This window comes from Streptomyces sp. NBC_01476 (genome assembly GCF_036227265.1).
In the GTDB taxonomy this organism is placed as follows: Bacteria; Actinomycetota; Actinomycetes; order Streptomycetales; family Streptomycetaceae; genus Actinacidiphila.
In genome coordinates this window covers 3929753-3950079 of record NZ_CP109446.1, presented here as the reverse complement: position 1 = coordinate 3950079, position 20327 = coordinate 3929753, and the positions used below count along the sequence as shown (strand labels likewise).

The window sequence follows — 20327 nt, the reverse complement described above, 5'->3', positions numbered from 1 at the left end:
CCCACGCGGAGGGGTGCTCAGAAATCGTTTGGGCGGAAGAAGCGGGTGAGGAGGGCCGCGGCGGGCGCCGGGAGGACCCCGGGGACGACCTCGGGGCGGTGGTTGAGGCGGCGGTCGCGGACCAGGTCCCACAGGGAGCCGGCGGCGCCCGCCTTGGGGTCGGGGGCCGCGTAGACGACCCGGTCGAGACGGGCGAGCACGATCGCGCCCGCGCACATCGTGCAGGGTTCGAGGGTCACCACGAGGGTGCACCCGGTGAGCCGCCAGGCACCGACGGCGACGGCCGCGCGGCGGATGGCGAGCACCTCCGCGTGGGCGGTGGGGTCACCGGTCGCCTCACGCTCGTTGCACGCCCGGGCCAGCACGCTGCCGTCGGGGGCCAGCACGACCGCGCCCACCGGCACATCGCCGGTGAGCGGGGCGCGCTCGGCCTCCGCCAGGGCCAGCCGCATGGCGGGCACCCAGCGGTCTCGTAGGGGGTCGGGGGTGGAATCGGCTGGGGTCAGCGGACCGCCTCCAGCACGTCGCCGCAGCCGAGCGCGTCGGCGATCTCGCCGAGTGCCTCCCCGGTGAGCGCCCCGTCGCCGCTGAGCGCCAGCAGCTCCTTGCCGCTCATCCCGAGGTCCGCCAGCAGCTCGGTCTCGCCGAGCGGGCCGGTCGGCACGTGGTCGTCGGAAGAACCGGCCACCGCCTCATCGTCGTCGTCGCCGTCCTCGGTGCCGTCGAGGTCGACCAGGTCGACCAGGTCGTCGACGTCCTCCGGGTCGCGGCCGAGCACCTCGTCGGTGAGCAGGATCTCCCCGTACGAGCTGCGGGAGGCCGCCGCCGCGTCGGACACATAGATTCTGGGATCCTCTTCACCGTCGACCCGGATGACGCCGAACCAGGCGTCCTCCTGCTCGATGAAGACGAGAACCGTTTCCTCCTCGTCGCCGGCCGCGCGGGCCAGTTCACTCAGATCGGCGAGGGTTTCCACATCGTCGAGATCGGGTTCGCTCGCTTGCCAACCGTCCTCGGTGCGCGCGAGCAGTGCGGCGAAGTACACCGTGACTCTCCCACAGGTCTCAGGCCGTCCGGACCGGGTAGGGCCGTGCGGCCGTTCATGATGGCCACTAGATGGTCCCACCCACTCGGCATCGTGGCAGAAACCGGGGCGCCGCGAGAGGTCTTCGCCACCGCGACGTGCCAGCTCTTCGTCACTTCCGGGTAAATCCTGGGCCGCCTGAGACCGCTGTGACACCCGAATGACCGCCGGCGGTCACCAGCGGAAGGTCCGCATCCGCATCTGCTGACGCATCCTGGCCGCCCGGGCGCGCCGGGGCTGGACCCGATCGCGGAGCTCCTTGGCCTCGTTCAGCTCGCGCAGGAACACCGCCCGTTTGCGCCGCCGCTCCTGGCCGCGCTCGTCCGACCCGCTCGCGGGGGTCTCCGGCATCTCGGGCATGTCCGGCATACAGGTCACCGTCCTCGCCGTTCGGTTCACCCGGGAGGCGCACCGGGCATGCCCGTCCAGCTTCCCCCGATCGGACGGTTCATCCCATCTCGGGCGCACAAGGGTGCCAGGTCACACGGCCCGAGGACGCCGGTGGAGCCGCCGGATACAGTCGTCCCCATGCGTCTCCACGTAGTCGACCACCCGCTGGTCGCGCACAAGCTCACCACCCTGCGCGACGAGCGCACCGACTCACCGACCTTCCGGCGGCTCGCCGACGAGCTGGTCACGCTGCTCGCCTACGAGGCCACCAGGGACGTCAGGACCGAGCAGGTCGACATCCGTACGCCGGTCGCCCCGACCACCGGCGTACGGCTCTCCCACCCGCGCCCGCTGGTGGTGCCGATCCTGCGGGCCGGGCTCGGCATGCTGGACGGCATGGTCCGGCTGCTGCCGACCGCCGAGGTCGGCTTCCTCGGCATGGTCCGCGACGAGAACACGCTGGAGGCCAGGACGTACGCCACCCGGATGCCCGAGGACCTCTCCGGGCGGCAGGTGTACGTGGTGGACCCGATGCTGGCCACCGGCGGCACCCTGGTGGCGGCGATCCGGCTGCTGATCGAGCGCGGCGCCGACGACGTGACCGCGCTGTGCCTGCTGGCGGCGCCGGAGGGCGTCGAGGTGATGGAGCGGGAGCTGGCGGGCAAGCCGGTCACCGTGGTCACCGCGGCGGTGGACGAGCGGCTCAACGAGCGGGGCTTCATCGTCCCCGGCCTCGGCGACGCGGGCGACCGCCTCTACGGCACGGTCGGCTAGCGGCGGCTCAGCACGGCACGCGGGTCCGGGCAGGCGCCCGGACCCGTGAACGCGCCGCCGGCCCGGACTCCTACGAGCCCGGGCCGGCGGCGCGTTCGGGAAGATGCCGGGCGGCGGACCGCCAGGCCCTGGTCGGGACCGGTGGGGACGGGGGCCGGTCAGGGCTTGGACGTGGCCTTGCCGTCCGCTGTGCCGCCTGCCTTGTCGCCTGTTGCGTCCGTGGACTTGCCGGTGGTCTTGCCGGTCGAGCTGCCGGATGCCACCGGCCCGCAGACCGGCTTCGGCGGCGGCGGGTTCGCCGCGACCACCCGCGCCCTGGCCGCGTCCGCCGGACTCGCCAGCGCCGCGAAGCCGTCCCCGATCAGCAGGTCGACCGTCTTGTCCTTGCGGGCCGGGTCGATCTTCACCGTCGAGCCGGCCACCTGCGTACCGGCCTCGCGGGCCGCCGCCTCGCCGGCCGGACCCGCGACCAGCAGCGCCGACTGGGTGACCTTCTGGTCGTAGGGCGCGGTCGCGTTGCCGAACTTGGCCACCTTGAAGCCCCTGCTCGCCAGCGCGTCCGCGGTGGTCTTGGCGAGGCCGCCGCGGGAAGTGGCGTTGAGCACGTTCAGCGTGACGCCGGACGGCTGCGGCAGCGGGGTGGGCTTGCCGGTGTGCGCCGGGGTGGGCGCCGGCTTGCAGGTGACCTGGTTCTGCGGCGCGGCGTTCGCCTTGGTGTCCCCGTTGTCGCCGTTGAAGACATGGAAGAGCTGCAACGCCCCCCAGCCGAACAGGCCGAGGACGACCACCGAGGCGACGACGGCCGCGAGGATACGGCCACGGCGTCTGGGTCGGCGCATCCTCGGATACGCGTTACCGGTGACCCGGTACTTCCCACCCATCCCGGAGGGGGTCAACATGCTCATGAGCGCAGAGTAAGCGGATTGTCAGTCCATCTCCAGGACCCGGGCATGCAACACCTGCCGCTGCTGCAGTGCGGCACGTACCGCCCGGTGCAGCCCGTCCTCGAGATAGAGGTCACCCTGCCATTTCACGACATGGGCGAAGAGGTCCCCGTAAAAGGTGGAATCCTCGGCCAGCAACGTCTCCAGGTCGAGCTGCCCCTTGGTGGTAACCAGCTGGTCCAGCCGCACGGGACGGGGGGCGACGTCCGCCCACTCGCGCGTGCTCACCCGGCCGTGGTCCGGGTACGGCCGCCCGTTTCCGATGCGCTTGAAGATCACACGGAAAGCCTACCGGCCCGGCTTGTCCGGGCGCAGCAGTGGCGACGGGTTGCCCGGTGGACGAAGCCGGGGCATTTCGGCCATGTGGGGTTGTCGGGTGGTGCAGCGGAGTATTTCTGTGCCGGAATCCGTCAATCGCGGGGCGCCACGGCGGTGCTTCCCGGGGGGTCAGTCGCCGCCGAGGGCGCGGGTCCACACCTGGCGGGCCGGGGCGTCAGGTCCGAAGCGCGCCTCGCCGATCCGGTCCCAGCCGAGCGCCCGCAGCGCGCTGCCCGCGCCCGGCTCCCCCGGGTCCACGAGCGCGGAGGCCAGCGTGGCCTCGCTGCGCAGCAGCAACTGCTCCATCAGCCGGGCCGCCACGCCCTGCCGCCGGTAGGCCGGCCGCACCATCAGTTCGGCGAGGGCGAAGACCTGCCCGGAGGCGGTCAGTTCCTCCAGCCGCGGCGGCGGATTGCCGGTGAAGTTCCGCCACCAGTTGTCGGCGCGGTCCAGCCGGAAGCCGTACGCGGCGCCGACCGTCGCGCCTTCGCTCGCCGCCACCATGTCGAAGCCCTCGCGCGCGGTGTCGTGGTCGAAGCGCGCCAGGAACGCCTCGCGGTGGCTGAACTCCTCGCCGGCCGGCCCGTGGTACGCCTCCACGTACAGGTCGGCGATCTCGTCCCGCTGCTGTTCCGCCTGCCACCTCGACAGGCGGCGGGTGAAGACCTCGGCCACGCGTTCCCTCCCCTGCGCTGCCGCGTCCGGAACCCCGGTCCGGGTGCGGCCCGCGCGATCGGCTCCGCGCCATGATCGCAGGCGGAGGCCGGGGCCGGAACAGTGCCTCGGGGCCGGGCCGCCGGGTGGTGAGGGGCCGGCGGCGGGCGTAATGTTCGAATTGTTCGAATTTTCGGCGAGGGTCGGGTGTAGGGTTACGGGACCGAGGGCATTTCGCACGCCGGCGTTCATGCCGGTGTCGTTCGCGGCGAACGACACTGCCGGACCCGGTCGGGTCCGGAGACGGGCCCCGGACATGTCTGCGCTCACTCAGCCCACCCCCGGCACTTCCCCTGTGGTGGCGCCCCTCGCGGCGCCGGTCACCGGACCGCCGGTACGGATCTCCCTGTCGGCGGCGAGCACCGCTCCCGGCGCGCCGATGCCGGGCCACGGACCGCTGGACGGCGCCTGGTGGCCGAGGTCCCGTGACCTGGCCGTCGAACTTCCGCTGCTGATCGAGGCGTTGGAGTCCCGCTGGGGCCGCGTCTCGCGGGTGGCGGTCAACCCGCGCCACTGGCCGGTGATTCCGAAGAAGGTCGCGCTGTCCGGCCGGGTGGTGCACGTCGGCTGGTTCGGCCCCGAGCAGGACCCGAACGCGCTGCTGCTGCTCGGCAACCGGGAGGGCCGCTGGGACCTGCTGGTGATCCCGCCGCAGACCTCCGAGGAGACGGCGGCACGGCTGATGGCCGAGGCATCCGCTCCGCACAACCTCCGTAATGCGGCCGCTCTGATGGCCGGGACGGACGGGCAGAACGCGGACCTGGCGGCCTGACGCCGCCGCGACTGAAGGGACCGGAGCCATGCAGAACTTCATCACCGTCGCGGTGATCCTCGCGATGATCGCCATGAGCGTCTCACTCATCGACCTGCTCAACGGCAACCGGTGGACACCCACCGCGGGTGCCGGCCGCCGGGGCCACCGGAGCCACCGGTTTCCGCCGGCGGGAGGCAGCAGATGACCCCCTCCGGCCCGGACCGCCCCACCACCCCCGGGCCGGCCGGCCGCGACGACGCGGCCTCGCCGAGCGGTGACACCACCGGAGCGGCGGACGACGACCGGGAAACAGGGCACCCGCTGCCCGGTCCCGGGCACGCCGAAGTCCACATCGTCGCCGCCTCCCCTGGCGTCGCCCGGAAAGTGGCGGAGGCGCTGCGGCTGCGGTTCGCCGCGGCCGAGCAGCGCAGCTATCCGGCCGGTGACGAGAGCGGCGGCACCCGGCTGGTGCTGACCGTCGACACCGTCCACCTGCCCGAGGCGTCCGGTCCTTTCCAGCTCCGGCTGGTGGGCGGCAACAACCGTCCGACGGCCGGGAGGGACGTGACCAGGGACGGGCCCAGGGAAGGGGCCGGAGCCGGGACCGCGGACGTGAGCAGGGACGTGACCCCGCGTGGCCGCAGAAAACCGCCGCCCCCCACACAGACCCCGGACGACTCGTCCGGAGACGGGCCCACCCCATGAGAACCTCCGACCGCCCGGCGCTCTCCCGTCCAGGCCGGCCGGCACCGGTGTCCGCACCGGCGCCGGCCGCGTCGGTCCCGGGCCCGGCAGGACCCGCCTTCGGACTGCCCGCGTGGGACGGGCCGCCGGTACGGCTCTCGCTCGTACCGCCGGACCGGGGTCCGGTACGGATCGACGGGGCCTGGTGGCCGCGGAGCGACGATCTGGCGAAGGAGCTGCTGCCGCTGCTCGCGGCGCTGGGCGTCCGCTGGGGACGGATCACCCACATCACTGTTGACGCCGCCGCCTGGCAGGACGGCCCCCCGGCGCTGGTGCTCGGCGGTCACACCCTGCGGGTGAAGCGGTCCTGCCACGCCGGGCAACGGGAGGCGATCTGCCTGGTGTGCCCTGGTGTCGGCCGCTGCGACCTGGTCGTGGTGCCGCCGGAGACGCCCCGCGTGCAGGCACACCGCGCGCTCGGCGCGGCCTCGCCGGCCAGGCAGCGGGCGCCGCGCTCTCAGCTGCCCGCCGCGTACTGATCCAGCGCCTCCCGTACCAGCCGGCTCATCGACGCGCTGCCCTTGTGGCCGGAGTCCGGCACGATCTCCAGCCGGGCGTCCGGCCAGGCCCGGGCGAGCTGCCAGGCGGTGTCCGGCGGGCCGCCCAGGTCGTGGCGGCCGTGCAGAAGCGTGCCGGGGATGCCGGCCAGCCGGTCCGCGCCGCTGATCAGCGCGCCTTCCTCCAGCCAAGCCGCGTGGGCGAAGTAGTGGGTGCAGATCCGCACGAAGGCGAGCCGGGCGGCGGAGGGGCGCTCGCCGTACGGGTGCGGGGAACCGCTCGGTTCGAGGGAGAGCACCGCGTCCTCCCAGGCGCACCAGGCGGCGGTGGCCCGCTGCCGTACGGCAGGGTCGGGATCGCCGGCGAGGCGCGCGTAGGCCGCGACCAGGCCCCCGGCGACCGGGTCGGCCGGGTCGGCGACCGGTCCCGCCGCCGCCTTGAAGGTCTCCCACTGCTCAGGGAAGAAGCGGCCCACCCCCCGGTAGAGCCAGTCCAGCTCGTGCCGCCGGGTGGTGGTCACCCCGTTGATCACGATCTCCGTCACCCGCTCCGGGTGCCGCTCGGCGTACGCGAGGATCAGCGTCGAGCCCCATGAGCCGCCCAGGAGCAGCCAGCGGTCGATGCCGAGGTGGACGCGGAGGCGTTCCATGTCGGCGATCAGATGGCCGGTGGTGTTGGTGCTGAGGCCGACCGCCGGGTCGCTCGCGTGCGGGCGGGAGCGGCCGCAGCCGCGCTGGTCGAAGAGGACCACGCGGTAGCGCTCGGGGTCGAAGTGCTCCCGGTGCCCGGGTGAGCACCCCGACCCGGGTCCGCCGTGCACGACCAGCGCGGGCCTGCCCGCGGGATTTCCGCAGACCTCCCAGTACACGAGGTTCCCGTCGCCGACATCGAGCAGTCCGTGCTCATAGGGTTCGACCGGCTTGCGTGACATCGCGCTTCCTCCCGGGACGGCGTACGGCGGCGGCCGGCACCGTACCGCCGCCCCGGTGGTCCGCTCCACCGGAAATCACCACCGGATGAACCGGATGAACCGGATGAACCGGATGAACCGTACAAAGGGGTCCGCTGCACCCCCTCGCGCCTCCTGAATCGCCGATCCGCGGAGCTGCCCGCACTGTGGAACCTACGGAAGGGCGGCAGCGGGAGGAGGCGGGACGCCGATGCGCATCGACCCTGCGCCGGCCGACCCTCCGCCGGCCGGCCCGCCACCCGGCTGGGTGTGGGAGGCGCTGCTCAGCGGGACGCAGGCCGGGGTGGCCGTGCTGGACACCGGGCTGCGCTACCGGTACGTGAATCCGGCGCTGGCCCGGATCAACGGGGTGCGCGTCGCGGAGCACATCGGGCGGACGATGTCCGAGGTGGTGCCCGGGGTCGAGACGCGCGAGGACCTGATGCGGCAGGTGCTGGCCGACGGGATACCCCGGGAGCTGGTCTCCAGTGGCCAGACCCGGGCCGAGTCGCCGCACCCGCAGCGCTTCTGGCAGGGCAGCTACCACCGGCTGACCGAACCCGACGGGCAGGTCGTCGGGCTGGGCGCGGTCATCTTGGAGGTGAGCGCGGACCGGGAGATCCAGCTGGAGCTGGAGCGGGCCAGGGAACGCCTGCTGCTGCTCGACGCGGCCGCCGTACGGATCGGCTCGACGCTGGACATGGACCGGACCTGCCAGGAGCTCGCCGACCTGCTGGTCGAGGTACTGGCCGACGCCGCGGGCGTCGAGGTGCTGGCGTCCGGCCGGGGCGACGGCCACGGTCCGCCGCCGCCCGGCACCGTCCGGCTGCGCCGGGCCGCCATGGCGGCCCGTCCCGAACTGCGCCACCATGTCATCGCGTTCGGTGTGCCCGGCGAGTACGTCGACTACCAGCGGGGCTCCTCCGTGCCGCGCTGCCTGGAGACGGGCCTGCCGGTGGTGCAGAACCTGCTGCCGGACGAGGAGATGGGCCGGTCCGCGCCGAACAGCGAGCGGGTCGAGAGCTACCGGGCGGCCGGCATCCACTCCGCGCTGATCGTGCCGCTCTCCGCCCGCGGCGATCAGCTCGGCACCGTCACCATGGTCAGGGCCGGTTCGTCGGCCGGCTTCGACGACGAGGACGTCGCGGTGGCCCGCGCGCTCGCCGACCGGGCCGCGATCAGCCTGGACAACGCCCGCCGCTACAGCCGCGAGCACGGGATAGCGGTCGAACTGCAGCGTGCGCTGCTGGCCGCCCCGGGTGCCCCGCACCCACGGGTCGACGTGGCCACCCGCTATCTGCCGGCCGGGGCGACCGACCTGGTCGGCGGCGACTGGTTCGACACCCTCGCCCTGCCCGGCGGGCTGACCCTGCTGGCGATGGGCGACGTGATGGGGCACGGCGTCGAGGCGGCCGTCGAGATGAGCCACTACCGCTCGATGCTCCGCGTGGTGGCCGGCGGCGGCGACCGCCCCGGCCTGGTGCTTGCCCGGATGGACGCGGTGCTCTCGGCGGCCGGCGCCGAACGCCCCGCGACCTGCCTGCTGGGCCTCGCCGACCCGGTCCGCGGCGGCGCCTGGTTCGCCAGCGCCGGGCACCTCCCGCCGGCCGTGATCTCCCCGCGCGGTGAGGTCGCCCTGCTCGACGTGCCGCCGGGGCCGCCGCTCGGCGCCGACCTGCGGGGGACGTACGAGACGGTGTACGTACCGTGGCACCCGGGTCACACGCTGCTGCTCTACACCGACGGACTGGTCGAGCGCCGTACCGAGGACATCGACACCTCGCTCGCCCGCCTGGCGGGTCTGGTGCTGCCGCACGCCACCGGCCCCCTGGACGCCCTGCTCGCCCGGATCGTGCACCGTCTGTCCCCGACCGCCGCCGAGGACGACGTGGCCATCCTCGCCGCGCGCGCCCGCCCCTGAATCCCGCGCCCGCCCGCCCCCTCAATCCCGCCGGTGGGCGGCCTGCCCGCTTCCCCCGGCGGCCTTGTAGCCTCGAAAGAGCCGGTGGTCGTGGAGCGAGCCGAGGAGCGAGTGATGACCGAACGCAAGCCGCCCGGTGTTTCCTTCGAGTCCTGGACCGACAAGCAGATCCGCGAGGCGGAGGCGCGGGGCGCCTTCGCCGGGCTGACCGGCGCGGGCAAGCCGCTGGCGTCGCTGAACACGCCGTACGACGAACTGTGGTGGCTCAAGGGCAAGATGCAGCGCGAGGGCCTGTCGGTGCTGCCGCCCACCCTGGCCCTGCGCAAGGAGGCCGAGGACACCCTGGAGGCGGTCGCGGAGGCCCGCTCCGAGCAGCAGGTACGCCGGCTCCTCGGCGACCTCAACGCCAAGATCGAGGCCGCGATCCGCCGCCCGCCGCAGGGCCCGCCGCTGAATCTCGCGCCCTTCGACATCGAGCGGCTGGTCGGGGAGTGGCGGGAGAGCCGGCCGGCCCCCGCGCAGGAGCCGCCGCCCGAGTCCGAGTCCGAGCCGGTGGCCGCCAAGCGCCGCAGATGGTGGGGCCGGCGTGCGGTTTGACGCGGTGCCGATGCCGCCGGCCGTCGCCGCCCGGCCGCGGGACCCCCGCGGTTATCCGGTGCCCGCGATCACCCCCTGGCACGACGGACAGCCGCAGTTCGCGCTCACCGACTACGGCCGCAGCGCCGACTGCGCCCGCGGCAGGCTCTGTTCGGTGTGCGATGTGCTGATCCCGCGCGGCCCGGTGTGGCGGGTGGTGGGTGCCACCGAGAGCGCCGCCATCGCCGCCGCCCGCGCGGCCGGGCGCCCGTACCGCAACATGGCGCCGACACCGGAGGGCCCGGGGCACCGCGCCTGCATGCTCTACGCCGCGATGGTCTGCCCCTACCTGGCCCGGCCCAACGCCCGGCGCGGGACGGACGCGCGGGCCCCGGACGCCATGACGGCACATGTGGTCCGGGGCGCGGTACGCGGCGACTCGGGCGCGGTGGTCGGATACGGCGACTACGAGTTCGCGGTCACCCCTACGCAGGTGCTCTTCCGCTTCCTGGACGTGGTGGAGTTCCTGCCGCATGACACCGGTGACGCCCATCTGGCGGAGCTGCGAGCCGAGTTGGACCGCGGCTGACGCCACCCTCCGACGTTTCTGACGCTGCGTCAGGACGCGCGGAAGGCCGGCAGGCCGCGGTAGTCCGAGACCACGACCGGGGCGTGCGAGCCGTCGGCCGGCAGCGTCACGATGCCGTCGGGCGTCCGGGCGGCGATCACCGTGCCGCCGGGCGAGAAGGCAGGCTCGGTGTAGTCGGTGGTGGCACCGGGCGTGAGGTCCTTCTCCACCAGATGGCCGTTGCCGTCGGACCTGTCGAGGAACAGGTGGTCGTGGCCGGCCACCGACCGGACAAAGACGACCCCCTCGTCCCCGCTCGGGTCGAAGGCCGGCTCGGAGCCGGGGGCGACCTGGTAGCCCTGCTGCCGCAGGTTGTCGTCGCGGACGTAGACGTGGCCGTCGGCGGAGTTGGCGTACACCGAACCGCCCTGCGTGCCACCGCCGTTGGGCCACAGGTTGCCGGTCTGCGGGAGCGGCTTTTCGTCGCCGCCCGGCTCGCCGTTCAGCCCGAGCACCTTCGGGGTGGCGTTCTCGCCGGTGGCCGGGACGGTGTAGAGCCGGGAGACGCCGGCCGCCGTACGCACCGCGAACTGGAGGTTGTCCGCGGCCGGTACGCCGTACGACGGGTCGTAGGTGCGCACCTGCCAGGTCGGGTGCGACCAGTTCTGGCTGCCCGGGTTCTTCGCGACGACCCTGCGGCCGCTGCCGTCGGCGGCGGCCACCGCGAGATCGCCGTCGCCGTCCACGAAGGCGGCCTTCTTGCCGTCGGGCGACCAGGCGAGGTCGCGGACGGCGGTGCCGAAGTCGACCCGGGTGCCGTTCATCACCACGTAACGGGTGCCGTCGCTGATGGTCAGGCCGTTGTGCGCGGTGCCGTTGAGCAGCGGGGCCTTCGAAGCGGCCGGGTCGGCGCCGGCGGTGGTGGGCGGCGGGGTGCTGCCGCCGGGGGCCGGCGGGGTGTGGGTCGCCTTGCCGTAGTCGGGGCGGGAGTCGGGGCCGCAGGCGGAGAGCAGCAGCGTGGCGCCGGCGGTCAGGCTCGCCGCCAGGGTGATGGCGGCGGCGGTACGGCGACGGCTTCGGGCGACAGGCATGGCGGTTCCCCCCAGGAACGTTGACAGCGTCTCTCCGCACTGCGAGCGGTGGCGGAATCAGCGTGTCAAGCGAACGTCCTTACGCCGTCAGTCCGTTGTCACGGCCGGGCAACAGCGGCCGGGGGCAAGGAAAGGGGGGTGTCCCCATCGGGGCGCCCCCCTTCCGGTCTTCCGTCCGGGACTCAGCCGCGCACCGAGGTCACCGGCACCAGGAAGTGCGCTGCGGTGCCCAGGACTTCGGGGTCGCCGGCGAAGTCCCGCAGCGTCTCGACGTCGACGTCGACGCCCGGTGCCGCCTCCGGCCAGGGGCGGCTGGCGAAGATCACGTACACCGCCTTGCGGGCGCGGGCCGCGGCCGACCACTGGTCGGGCACCGGGCAGGCCGCGTAGAGGTACGGCATGCTGAGCACCGCCCTGCCACCCTCGACGAGCACCGAGATCCCCGTCTTCGGGGCGTGCGACACATCGAAGATCTCGCCGCCGACCGGCAGGCCGATCTCCCGGGCGGCGGCCAGCACCGCGGCCTCGGACGCCGCCGGGCCGTCCGACCCGTCGCCGAGCGAATAAGCCATCAGGAACGGCATGTCCGCGCCGTCCGCGGCGTACTCGCCGGCCCACGGGATCACCACGAGGGTGCCCAGGCGGCGCTGCAGGGAGGACGCGGACGCAGCGGTGTTGGTCTGGCTCATGGGCGGGACCCTAACCGCCGGCCGTCCCCGGCAGCGGCGGATGTCACCTCCGCGGGCGACGGGGCGCGCCGGATTCCCCCGTTCGTGGCGCTCCCGCCGTCGGGACGCACCCCAACGGCCCAGTTGCCGGACGCGGCCCGCCGGACGGTGAACACCGAATCCGTACACCGGACTTGCGGGCCCGGGCCGGGTCCGTCCGCGGCGGGCCGGGGGCGCTTCGGTTGCGCGAGGGCGTGCGGCTTTTCACGGTGGTCGAGGTAGGTGCCGACCCCCGAAGGGAATCACCCGCATGTTCACTCACCGGATCACCGGCGTGGTCGTCTCCCCGGCGCTCGCCGCCACTCCCACCGGCGGCGTGCTCGGTGCCCCGTCCGCTTCCGCCGGCACCCACCACCGGCACACGGCACTTGGCGCTCGCAGCCAAGCCGGCCGCGCCGCCCGCCCCGGCTCTTCCGGCCGCCCCGACCGCCCCCGCTGTGCCCGCCGTGCCCTCCGCGTGAATCGCTGACCGCCGGCGTACCGGACCGGCTTCCGGCCCCGGCCGCCCACCAGCGGACGGGTCCGGGGGCCTCGCACTGGTCCGGCCCTGGGGACGGGGCCGGATCAGCGCTCGTACCGCAGCAGTACCACCCCGTTGCCGAAGGTCCGTGACTCGGCGAGCCGCAGCTTGCGGACCGCGTCCGCGGCCGGGAAGAGCCGCTTGCCGCCGCCGACCAGCACCGGGTGGACATAGATACGGAACGTGTCGACCAGGTCGTGCCGCAGGAACTCGGCGCTCAGTTCCGCCCCGCCGAGCGTCAGGTCGCCGCCCGGCTCCGCCGTGAGCGCCCGTACCTGGGCGGGGTCCACCTCCGGCACCACGGTGGTGTTCCAGCCGGCCTCCCGCAGCGTCCTGGAGTAGACGATCTTCGGCTTCTCCCGCCAGATCCCGGCGAACTCCGCCATTTCCGGGGTACTCGCCGGGTCGGCGTCCGCCGTCGGCCAGAAATCGGCCATCAGCTGATACGTCACCCGCCCGCTGAGAAAGGCGCCGGCCGCGGCGAGCTGGTCGTTGAAGTGCTGATGCAGCTCCTCGTCGACCTGGTGCCAGTCGATGTCGCCGCCGGGTCCCTCGATGAAGCCGTCAAGAGACATCGACATGAAGAGGATGATCTTCCGCATAGGGTTTCTCCTTCTTTCACTCGATCGGCTTATTCTTGCGCGAAGTCACCGGTTCAGCCCAACTTGCGTGACTATTCGTGATCCCGCCCCGTTGCGCAGAGCGTCAAAAGCCGCAGGTCCTTGCGGCTGGTTTTCATCTCAGGGAGATCTTGATGTCGCGTATCGCGAAGGCTGCGGCTGTCACCGCTGCCGCGGGTGCCGTTCTGGCCGCTGGTGCTGGTATGGCCTCGGCGGACTCCGGCGCCCAGGGTGCCGCCGTCGGTTCTCCGGGTGTGCTGTCCGGCAACCTCATCCAGGTGCCCGTGCACGTTCCGGTGAACGTCTGTGGCAACACGGTGGACGTCATCGGCGCGCTGAACCCGGCGTTCGGCAACACGTGCGAGAACGTCTCCGCTCACGAGGTCGGCGGCGACTGGTAAGTCCGGTCCTGGCGAGCGGCCCTCCCGTCCCATCAGGGACGCGGGGGCCGCTTCTTTTGTGCCGGCGGGCAGTCGGGCGGGCAGGCGGGCAGGCGGGCGGACAGGCGAGAGGTGCGGCCCGCGGTCAGTTCTCCTCGTACGTGTAGTACTTCCGGTGGTCGAAGACCGCCGACGGCCGCACCCCGAAGGGCGGCATCGTGTCCTCGGTGCTGATCACCCGGCCGTGCTGCGGGTCCTTCGAGGCGAGCGGCTTGCTCGGCAGGTACGACGACTTCGGGTGCAGCCGCTGCCAGCGCACCCAGATCAGGTCGATGAAGGCGTGGTGCAGCCAGAACACCGGGTCGTTCGGCGAGGAGGCCCCGATCATGTGCCCGCCCACCCACTGGTGCACCCGGTTGTGCAGATAGCCGCCCTGGGTGTCGCTGACGGTCCAGCCCTCGATCTTGTTGCGGAAGCCCTTGGTGCTCGGCGCGGAGTTCCACGGCGAGGTGTCGTACACCGCCATCGTCAGCGCGTCGTCCAGCTCCGCCTTGGTGGGCAGCCTGATCGGCCGGTCCGGGCGGCCCATGTTCCGGGTGAGGTACCGCTCCTCGGTGACGCCGTAGGTGATCGGCCAGGCGCCGTACCGGTACGCGAACGGGCCGGTCATCACCTGGCCGTCACTGGTCCGCCCGTTGCCGCCCATGAAGTCGTCGTCCCACAGCGAGGACGAGGCGGAACTGTCGGTGGTCCAGTCCCAGTAGGGAATGGTGACGCCCGGGTCGACCGTGCGCAGTTCGCGTTCGAAGGTGAGCAGGAACTGCCGGTGCCAGGGGAAGAAGGTGGGCGCCATGTGCGCCACCCGCAGGCCGCTCTCGCCGTCCGCCGCGAAGTACTTGCTGTGCAGCGAGACGTACTTCTCGTATGCGCCCCTCCGCTTGATCTCCAGGACGGCCCGGACGAAGCGGCTGCGCTGCAGGCTGGTGAGGTTGCGCTGATTGATGCGGGTGTACACGGGTGCGGCCCCTCAGCGGTCGTCAGTGGTGGTGGCCGGAGTCCATGGACATCCCGTTCATGGACAGCTCGGCCCGTCCGATGACGTCGACGGCGCCCCGGGCGGTGGCGATCGGCGTCGTATAGGGCTGGAAGTGGTTCGCCACGCTGATCCAGCTGCCGTCGTAGCGGCGCATCAGCTCCAGCGGCCGGCCGTCGATGTAGAGGTCGACACCGGCTTCCGCGTCGGAGGGGAAACCCTGGATGCGGCGGTCCCGGTAGACCTCGTCGAAGAGCGGAGCGGCACTGCCCTCGGCGCCTTCGCGCGGTCCTTCCAGCGGTGCGGCGGCGGCTTTCGCGTCGGTCAGCGCGGCGGTCCGGGTGTCGCTCCGATCCCCGGCGGTGAGCATCGGCCGCAGTGCGGCGGCCGTGCCGCCCACCGCGGCCACGGTTGTCAGGCCGGTCCTCAGCACTCTTCTGCGTGTCACCATGGCCCGGCTCCTCTCACCCGTTCGTGTTCGCAGCCCGGCGTTTACCGGACCGGATGCCGCGCATCACCTGCTGTGTGTCGCGGCACATCATGCCGCCGCGGGGGTGAGCCACAGCGGATCATTGGTGGGGAATGCACTGAATTTCATTCGCCCGAGTGATGCAGCGGGCGGCTTGTTCCGCTATTGACGGTCCGCCAGAAAATGCTTTTAGCGGTGGAATTGGCTCGGCGCGTCGGCCTCCTTTTCGGCCGGCCACACGGACGGCGTAACCAGAGCGCGCATCATTTCGACCTACGTTATGACTGGTCGTCAGGGGGCGTGACAGCGCGCCGCCGCTCAGGAGCAAAGGAGAGACCATGGCGGAACGACGCCAGTGGTTGACGAGAACGGGCGTCGGGGTGGTCGCGGCCGCGCTGCTCCTTTCCGGCCTCACCACATCCGCCATCGGCGACGAGGTCCCCTCGTCGCCGGCTGCCGCACCGGCGCCGTCCCCGCAGGCCGCCGGGACCGGCGCCGGTGCCGGTACGGGATCGGCCGGCTCGCTGCCGAGCGGGCCGCACTCCGGAGGCGGCCTGCCGCCGATGGGTGCCTTCACCGACTCGGGGCCGGACGGGATCCGCAGCCTCGCCGAGATGTCGCAGTGGCTCGGCGGTACCGACGTGCGGGTCGGCCACACCTACCTGCCCGGTGAGGACTGGGACGGCATCGAGGGCGGCAGCGGCCTGCTGGAACCGTGGGCGCAGTGGGCGAAGGCCGAGCAGGACCGGCTCTTCGTGCTGAACGTGCCCATGCAGGAGAACAACGAGGACCACCTCTCGGACGAGGAGGTGCGCGGCCGGATCGAGGCCGGGGCGAGCGGCGCCTACGACGCCCACTTCACCAAGCTGGCCCAGCGGCTGGTGGAACTCGGCGTCCCGGACACCGTGATCGTGCTCGGCTGGGAGATGAACGGCACCACGTACACCCACCGCTGCGCGCCCGACCCGGACGGCTGGAAGACGTACTGGAACCGGATCGTCACCGCCATGCGGGCCGTGCCCGGGCAGCACTTCCGCTTCGACTTCGCGCCCAACCGCGGTCAGGACGCGATCGGTTGGACCGAGTGCTACCCCGGGGACAGCACCGTCGACATCATCGGCATGGACTCCTACGACCAGCCGCCGGGCGAGACCTTCTTTCAGCAGGTGACCGAGCCGTACGGGCTGCAGGCGCAGGTGGACTTCGCGGCCGAGCACGGCAAGCCGATCTCTTACCCGGAGTGGGGGCTGTTCCGCAACGGCGACAACCCCGAGTACATGACCCTGATGATCGGCTGGATCACCGGGCACAAACCGGTCTACCAGACGATCACCGACTACTGCCCGCACGGCGTATGGAGCTGCAAGGAGAACCCGGCGTCCGCGCAGATCTACCGCGCGCTCTTCTACGGCCGCAAGGCGGCGCCCGCTTCGGGGCCCGCCGCCACACCCGCGCCGGCGGTCACCCCCACGCCCGCCCCGCCCACGGTGACGCCGGCCCCCACCGGCACGCCCACCGGGATCCCGGTGCCGGGCGGGCTGCCCACCGTCCCGGTTCCCGGGGTGCCGCAGCAGTCCGGGTCGGATCCCACCTCACCGGTCGAGTCATGCGTGCCGATGCCGCTCACCGCGGAGCTGGAGCAGCAGTACGCGAGCGGCCAGGTCTGCGTCAAGCTCACCCCGAAGGAGGCCAAGGCCGCCGCCAGACCCGCCGCGACCCCTGCGGGGACCTCTGCTGGGACCTCTGCTGGGACCTCTGCTGGGACCGCAGCGGAGAACTAGGCCGGGTCGCGGAAGCGGCGCCGTCCGCCCGGCGGCTGGGCCGTGACTTCCGCGGCACGGCTTATCCGCCGCCTCGGTGCCGGGTCTCCCGGCCGGGGCGGCGCAGGGACGCGAGGCGGTCGCGCCAGGCCCGCAGCCGCGGGCAGCCGGCCGCCGCCGCCCTGACCCGGGCCGGGCCGTAGCGGAGCAGCAGCAGCGGGGCCGTCGGGGCGCCCGACAGCAGCAGCCGCCGGTTGGCCACGTGTTCGGGGCGCCAGTGGAACTTGTACGGTTCCGCGCCGCGCAGCAGGCTCAGCGTGGTGCGGCCGGCACCGGCCGTGTGCCGTACGCCGTGCCGGGTCAGCAGCGTGTTGAGGTCCACTTTGGTGCCGCGCAGGCGCGGGTGGGCGCCGTAGAGGTAACCGCCGGCCAGCGTGGGGGAGAGCACGGTCAGATTGGCGGCGACCACCTCGCCGGCCAGCCGGAATTCGGTGACCACCGCGTCGCCGGAGGCCACCATCCGGGTCATCGCCCGGGTCAGGTGGGCGGCGAACCGCGGCCGTTCGTGCTCGGGGTTCACCCCGCGGCCCTGCCATTGGAGCAGGTGCAGCCGCACCAGGTTCGCCACCGCGGAGGGCACCTCGGCGGGCGGCACATCGCGTTCGGTGATCCCGGCGGCGTCCAGCTTCCGCAGCGTGGAGCGGATCCGCTGGCCGCGCGAACTTCCGACCCGGGCGATCAGTCCTTCCATCGGCAGGCCGGGCAGCTCCAGGCACGTGGAGTCGGTGAGCTGCCGCTTCGGGCCGCGCCACCGCGCGTACAGCGCCTCGGCCGCGGCGCCCGCCCGTACCTCCCGCAGCTCGACCACGGACCCGCGCGCTGCGGTCCGCACCCCGGCGGCCAGCGCCGCGCTCACCGCGCCGTCGGCGTCCGCCCTCGCGTCCACCAGCACATCTCCGTAGTCGGTGACCGCCCCGCCGAGCCCGGTCAGCACGGGATACGGCCGGTACGCGCGCATCAGCGGCGCAGCGGCGGCCAACTCCCCGCCCCGCCAGACCAGTACGAGCCGCAGCCTGCCCGGCACGCCGTACGACAGCCACCACGAGTGGAGCCAGGCGTGCGACTGGAAGGGGGTCGCGGGCGGGCAGTCGCGGTGAAGCGTTTCCCACGCGGGGGCGAGCGCCGCGAATTCGCCGGCGTCCCGGCAGAAGGTCACCCGGAGCGGGCGCTGCGCGGCGGGACCGGCGTTGGGGCCGGGATCGGGGGCGGGGGGCGGGGTGTGGTGGTTTTCCGGGGGGCGTGGCTCGGGCAGTGCGGCGGGGGGTGCTGCGGACGCGGTTGCGGGCGGTGGGGGTGCCGGGGTGCCTCGGTGCGGGGTCACAGCGCTGTCCGGGCGGGTTCGCGTACGCCGTGGGCCGGGGCGGGGACCGTCGCGTCCGGGGCTTCGGGCTGTTCGCGGGGGCGGACCAGGAGGGCCAGGGCGCCGAGGAGGGCGCCGGCGCTGGCGCCGACCGCGGCCGAGAGCGGGACGGAAGGGGAGGCAGGGGAGGTGGGCGCGACCGCCGGGGAGAAGACCAGCAGGCGCACACCCGTGGCGGCGGAGTCGCGGTTGCCGGTCTCGGCAAGGGATGCGGCGACCGCGTTGGCGATGCGGGCCGCGTCCTGACCGCCGTCCGCGGTGCCGGTCACGGAGATCATCGGCGCGTCCGGCGAGGTCTGCGCCTGGACGTGGTCACCGAGGCCGGCGACCGGCGTGCGGGCGGCGGCCGACGCGCCGGCCAGCACCGCGGAACCGGTGACGATCCGTCCGTAGGCCTGGGCGAAGCCGAGCGCGGTCGGCGAATCCCCGGTGTGCTGCGGTACGACCATGACGTAGCTGGTCGCGGCGTACTGCGGGGTCGCCGCCAGCCCGTACCCGAGCCCGCCGGCCAGCCCGATCCCCAGGCCCAGCGGCAGCGGCACCCAGCGGGGCAGCGCCCGCCACCGCGACCGGCGGCGCGCGCTGCGGCGGTGGGCGTCGCGGTGTTCTGCGAACTCGTCCATGGGGTCTCTCATTTCTCGGCGGGGACAGCCTGGGTGACGTCGGCGGTGCCGGAGCCCGGCGCGGCCCCGGTTCCGGTTGCGGCGGCCTCGGATCGGGGTGCGGCTCCGGCTCGGGTATCCGCTCCGGAAGGCGTGCTCCCGGGGACCGGCTGGCCCGGGACGGGGGCCGGGGTGCGGGCGGCGCGGCGGCCGTGGACGGCCGTTTCGTACAGCGCCATCACGTCCGCCGCGGTGCGGTCGATGTGGTAACGCTCGACGGCGGCCGGCACCGGGAGGCGGCGGGGGCCGGCCGCGTGCTCCTCGCATACCGCGGCCGGGAGTTCGTAGCGGGTGACGGCGCGGGCGCCGGGCGCGTCCTGCGGCGGCAGGTCCTCCACCGCGGGGCAGGCGACGTAGAGCGCGGGCAGCCCGGCGGCGAGCGCCTCGACCAGGGCGAGGCCGAAGGACTCCTCGGCGGACGGCGAGACGAACAGGTCCATCGCCGCCAGGAGCCCGGCCAGTTCGCCGTCGGCGTGCGCGGGACCGGCGAAGTGGACGCGGCCCGCGGCCCCGAGGTCCTGCACGAGCCGCAGCAGCGGCACCCGTTCGGGGCCGTCGCCGGCCAGGATCAGGTGGACGCCGGGGAGGGCGGCGACCGTGCGGATCAGGTCGTCGAAGTTCTTCGCCGCCACCTGCCGGCCCACCCCGCCGACGACGTAGGCGCCCTCGGGGACGCCGAGGCGGGCGCGGGCGGCCGTGCGGGCCCGGTCGGAGAAGCGGAAGACCGCCGGGTCGATGCCGTTGGGGGCGAGGTGGACGCGGTCGCCGGGCACGCCCCAGGCGGTCAGGCGGCGCTCGACGGTCGCGGAGACGGCCAGCGTGCCGGCGCCGAGGCGTTCGGTGGCCCGGTAGAGGGCCCGGGTGCCGATGCCGAGCGGGCGGCCCTCGATCTGGGTGACGCCCAGCGAGTGCTCGGTGGCGACCACGGCCCGTACGCCCGCCAGCCGGGCGGCCACCCGGCCGTAGACGCACGCCCGGTAGAGGTGGGTGTGCACCACGTCGTAGCCGCCCGCGCGGATGAACGAGACCAGCCGGGGCAGCACGCCCAGGTCGCGGTTCCCGCCCATCCCGAGGTGCGTGACGGGCACGCCGTCCGCCTCAAGGCCGTCGGCGACCGGACCGGGGTTGGTCAGCGTCACCACCTCGCAGTCCACCGGCAGCCGGCGCACCAGCAGCCTCAACTGCTGTTCTGCGCCGCCGATGCCGAGCCCGGTGATGATGTGCAGGACCTTCACGGGTGACCTCCGGGGGAGTCGGTGAGCGGTGCGGGGGCCTGCGGGCCGGGTGCGTCCTGGCCCGCGGGGGAGCCGGTGGTCCGGCCCCGCTCCGGGCGCGGGGTGTCGTCAGCGGACGGAGCGGCGGGTGCGGGATGCCCGGCGCTCCGTGTGTCCGCGTCGGCCGGGTGGTCGC

At 73.5% G+C, this 20327-nt stretch carries 25 protein-coding genes; 10 read left to right on the top strand and 15 right to left on the bottom strand.

Annotated features, from left to right (window positions below; translation table 11 throughout):
* Positions 1-17: 17 nt before the first annotated feature.
* The 3 genes from OG552_RS17200 to OG552_RS17190 form a co-directional block, all read right to left on the bottom strand.
* A complete protein-coding gene (locus tag OG552_RS17200) occupies positions 18-452 on the bottom strand; it encodes a nucleoside deaminase (RefSeq protein WP_329140883.1) in 435 nt (144 codons plus the stop codon).
* A 50-nt stretch (positions 453-502) separates the two neighbouring features.
* Complete coding sequence (locus OG552_RS17195) at positions 503-1045, bottom strand: tRNA adenosine deaminase-associated protein (protein ID WP_329133872.1); 543 nt, start codon at positions 1043-1045, stop codon at positions 503-505.
* Positions 1046-1258: 213 nt separating this feature from the next.
* Entirely contained in the window at positions 1259-1453 is a 195-nt protein-coding gene (locus tag OG552_RS17190) for a hypothetical protein (RefSeq protein ID WP_443070950.1), read from the bottom strand.
* A 159-nt stretch (positions 1454-1612) separates the two neighbouring features.
* Between OG552_RS17190 and upp the strand changes: the two genes are divergently transcribed.
* Positions 1613-2248, top strand: coding sequence for a uracil phosphoribosyltransferase (upp, locus tag OG552_RS17185; RefSeq protein ID WP_329133870.1), 636 nt, complete (start codon positions 1613-1615; stop codon positions 2246-2248).
* A gap of 158 nt (positions 2249-2406) precedes the next feature.
* Here upp and OG552_RS17180 read toward each other — a convergent pair whose 3' ends face one another.
* From OG552_RS17180 to OG552_RS17170, 3 genes are all read right to left on the bottom strand, one after another.
* Entirely contained in the window at positions 2407-3153 is a 747-nt protein-coding gene (locus OG552_RS17180) for a LytR C-terminal domain-containing protein (protein ID WP_329133868.1), read from the bottom strand.
* Positions 3154-3174: 21 nt separating this feature from the next.
* Positions 3175-3471 (bottom strand): type II toxin-antitoxin system VapB family antitoxin, encoded by a 297-nt coding sequence (locus OG552_RS17175; protein ID WP_093712089.1) that lies wholly within the window; start codon positions 3469-3471, stop codon positions 3175-3177.
* A gap of 168 nt (positions 3472-3639) precedes the next feature.
* Positions 3640-4185, bottom strand: coding sequence for a GNAT family N-acetyltransferase (locus tag OG552_RS17170; protein WP_329133866.1), 546 nt, complete (start codon positions 4183-4185; stop codon positions 3640-3642).
* A gap of 295 nt (positions 4186-4480) precedes the next feature.
* Between OG552_RS17170 and OG552_RS17165 the strand changes: the two genes are divergently transcribed.
* The 4 genes from OG552_RS17165 to OG552_RS17150 are packed head-to-tail and all read left to right on the top strand — an operon-like array spanning position 4481 to position 6201.
* Positions 4481-4996, top strand: coding sequence for a DUF5994 family protein (locus OG552_RS17165; RefSeq protein ID WP_329133864.1), 516 nt, complete (start codon positions 4481-4483; stop codon positions 4994-4996).
* A gap of 28 nt (positions 4997-5024) precedes the next feature.
* Entirely contained in the window at positions 5025-5183 is a 159-nt protein-coding gene (locus tag OG552_RS17160; RefSeq protein WP_329133862.1) for a hypothetical protein, read from the top strand.
* Complete coding sequence (locus OG552_RS17155; RefSeq protein ID WP_329141391.1) at positions 5180-5683, top strand: hypothetical protein; 504 nt, start codon at positions 5180-5182, stop codon at positions 5681-5683. Before OG552_RS17160 ends, OG552_RS17155 begins: the two co-directional genes overlap by 4 nt.
* Positions 5680-6201, top strand: coding sequence for a DUF5994 family protein (locus OG552_RS17150; protein ID WP_329133860.1), 522 nt, complete (start codon positions 5680-5682; stop codon positions 6199-6201). Before OG552_RS17155 ends, OG552_RS17150 begins: the two co-directional genes overlap by 4 nt.
* Here OG552_RS17150 and pip read toward each other — a convergent pair.
* Positions 6180-7151, bottom strand: coding sequence for a prolyl aminopeptidase (gene pip, locus OG552_RS17145; protein WP_329133858.1), 972 nt, complete (start codon positions 7149-7151; stop codon positions 6180-6182). The genes OG552_RS17150 and pip overlap by 22 nt on opposite strands.
* Positions 7152-7380: 229 nt before the next feature.
* Here pip and OG552_RS17140 point away from each other — a divergent pair, with 229 nt between their 5' ends.
* The 3 genes from OG552_RS17140 (at position 7381) to OG552_RS17130 (ending at position 10255) form a co-directional block, all read left to right on the top strand.
* Positions 7381-9090 carry a SpoIIE family protein phosphatase gene (locus tag OG552_RS17140; protein WP_329133856.1) on the top strand — a complete coding sequence of 570 codons (1710 nt, stop codon included), beginning with the start codon at positions 7381-7383 and terminating at the stop codon, positions 9088-9090.
* A 114-nt stretch (positions 9091-9204) separates the two neighbouring features.
* Positions 9205-9687 carry a J-domain-containing protein gene (locus OG552_RS17135; protein WP_329133854.1) on the top strand — a complete coding sequence of 161 codons (483 nt, stop codon included), beginning with the start codon at positions 9205-9207 and terminating at the stop codon, positions 9685-9687.
* On the top strand, positions 9677-10255 hold the full coding sequence (locus OG552_RS17130; RefSeq protein ID WP_329133852.1) for a hypothetical protein: 579 nt from the start codon (positions 9677-9679) through the stop codon (positions 10253-10255). The genes OG552_RS17135 and OG552_RS17130 overlap by 11 nt, the downstream gene beginning before the upstream one ends.
* 29 nt (positions 10256-10284) lie before the next feature.
* Here OG552_RS17130 and OG552_RS17125 read toward each other — a convergent pair whose 3' ends face one another.
* The 3 genes from OG552_RS17125 to OG552_RS17115 form a co-directional block, all read right to left on the bottom strand.
* On the bottom strand, positions 10285-11325 hold the full coding sequence (locus OG552_RS17125) for a hypothetical protein (RefSeq protein WP_329133850.1): 1041 nt from the start codon (positions 11323-11325) through the stop codon (positions 10285-10287).
* A gap of 182 nt (positions 11326-11507) precedes the next feature.
* Positions 11508-12014, bottom strand: coding sequence for a DUF5949 family protein (locus tag OG552_RS17120; protein WP_329133847.1), 507 nt, complete (start codon positions 12012-12014; stop codon positions 11508-11510).
* Positions 12015-12617: 603 nt separating this feature from the next.
* Positions 12618-13175, bottom strand: coding sequence for a dihydrofolate reductase family protein (locus OG552_RS17115; RefSeq protein ID WP_329133845.1), 558 nt, complete (start codon positions 13173-13175; stop codon positions 12618-12620).
* A 152-nt stretch (positions 13176-13327) separates the two neighbouring features.
* Here OG552_RS17115 and OG552_RS17110 point away from each other — a divergent pair, with 152 nt between their 5' ends.
* Positions 13328-13594, top strand: coding sequence for a chaplin (locus OG552_RS17110; protein WP_329133843.1), 267 nt, complete (start codon positions 13328-13330; stop codon positions 13592-13594).
* A gap of 124 nt (positions 13595-13718) precedes the next feature.
* On the opposite strand, the gene OG552_RS17105 is transcribed toward OG552_RS17110, so the two are convergent.
* Entirely contained in the window at positions 13719-14588 is an 870-nt protein-coding gene (locus tag OG552_RS17105) for a tyrosinase family protein (protein ID WP_329133841.1), read from the bottom strand.
* A 22-nt stretch (positions 14589-14610) separates the two neighbouring features.
* The gene (locus tag OG552_RS17100) at positions 14611-15057 is read right to left on the bottom strand and encodes a tyrosinase family oxidase copper chaperone (protein WP_329133839.1); all 447 of its coding nucleotides are present in this window, start codon (positions 15055-15057) and stop codon (positions 14611-14613) included.
* A gap of 356 nt (positions 15058-15413) precedes the next feature.
* On the opposite strand from OG552_RS17100, the gene OG552_RS17095 reads away from it, so the two are divergent.
* Positions 15414-16856, top strand: coding sequence for a glycoside hydrolase family 26 protein (locus tag OG552_RS17095; protein WP_329133837.1), 1443 nt, complete (start codon positions 15414-15416; stop codon positions 16854-16856).
* A gap of 61 nt (positions 16857-16917) precedes the next feature.
* Here the strand turns inward: OG552_RS17095 and OG552_RS17090 are convergent, their stop codons facing one another.
* The 3 genes from OG552_RS17090 to OG552_RS17080 all read right to left on the bottom strand — a co-directional run bounded on the left by OG552_RS17090 (position 16918) and on the right by OG552_RS17080 (position 20152).
* Positions 16918-18051, bottom strand: coding sequence for a GNAT family N-acetyltransferase (locus OG552_RS17090; RefSeq protein WP_329133835.1), 1134 nt, complete (start codon positions 18049-18051; stop codon positions 16918-16920).
* A gap of 161 nt (positions 18052-18212) precedes the next feature.
* Complete coding sequence (locus OG552_RS17085; protein WP_329133834.1) at positions 18213-18878, bottom strand: lipopolysaccharide biosynthesis protein; 666 nt, start codon at positions 18876-18878, stop codon at positions 18213-18215.
* Between the two features lie 8 nt (positions 18879-18886).
* Positions 18887-20152 carry a glycosyltransferase gene (locus OG552_RS17080; protein ID WP_329133832.1) on the bottom strand — a complete coding sequence of 422 codons (1266 nt, stop codon included), beginning with the start codon at positions 20150-20152 and terminating at the stop codon, positions 18887-18889.
* Between the last annotated feature and the right edge of the window lie 175 nt (positions 20153-20327).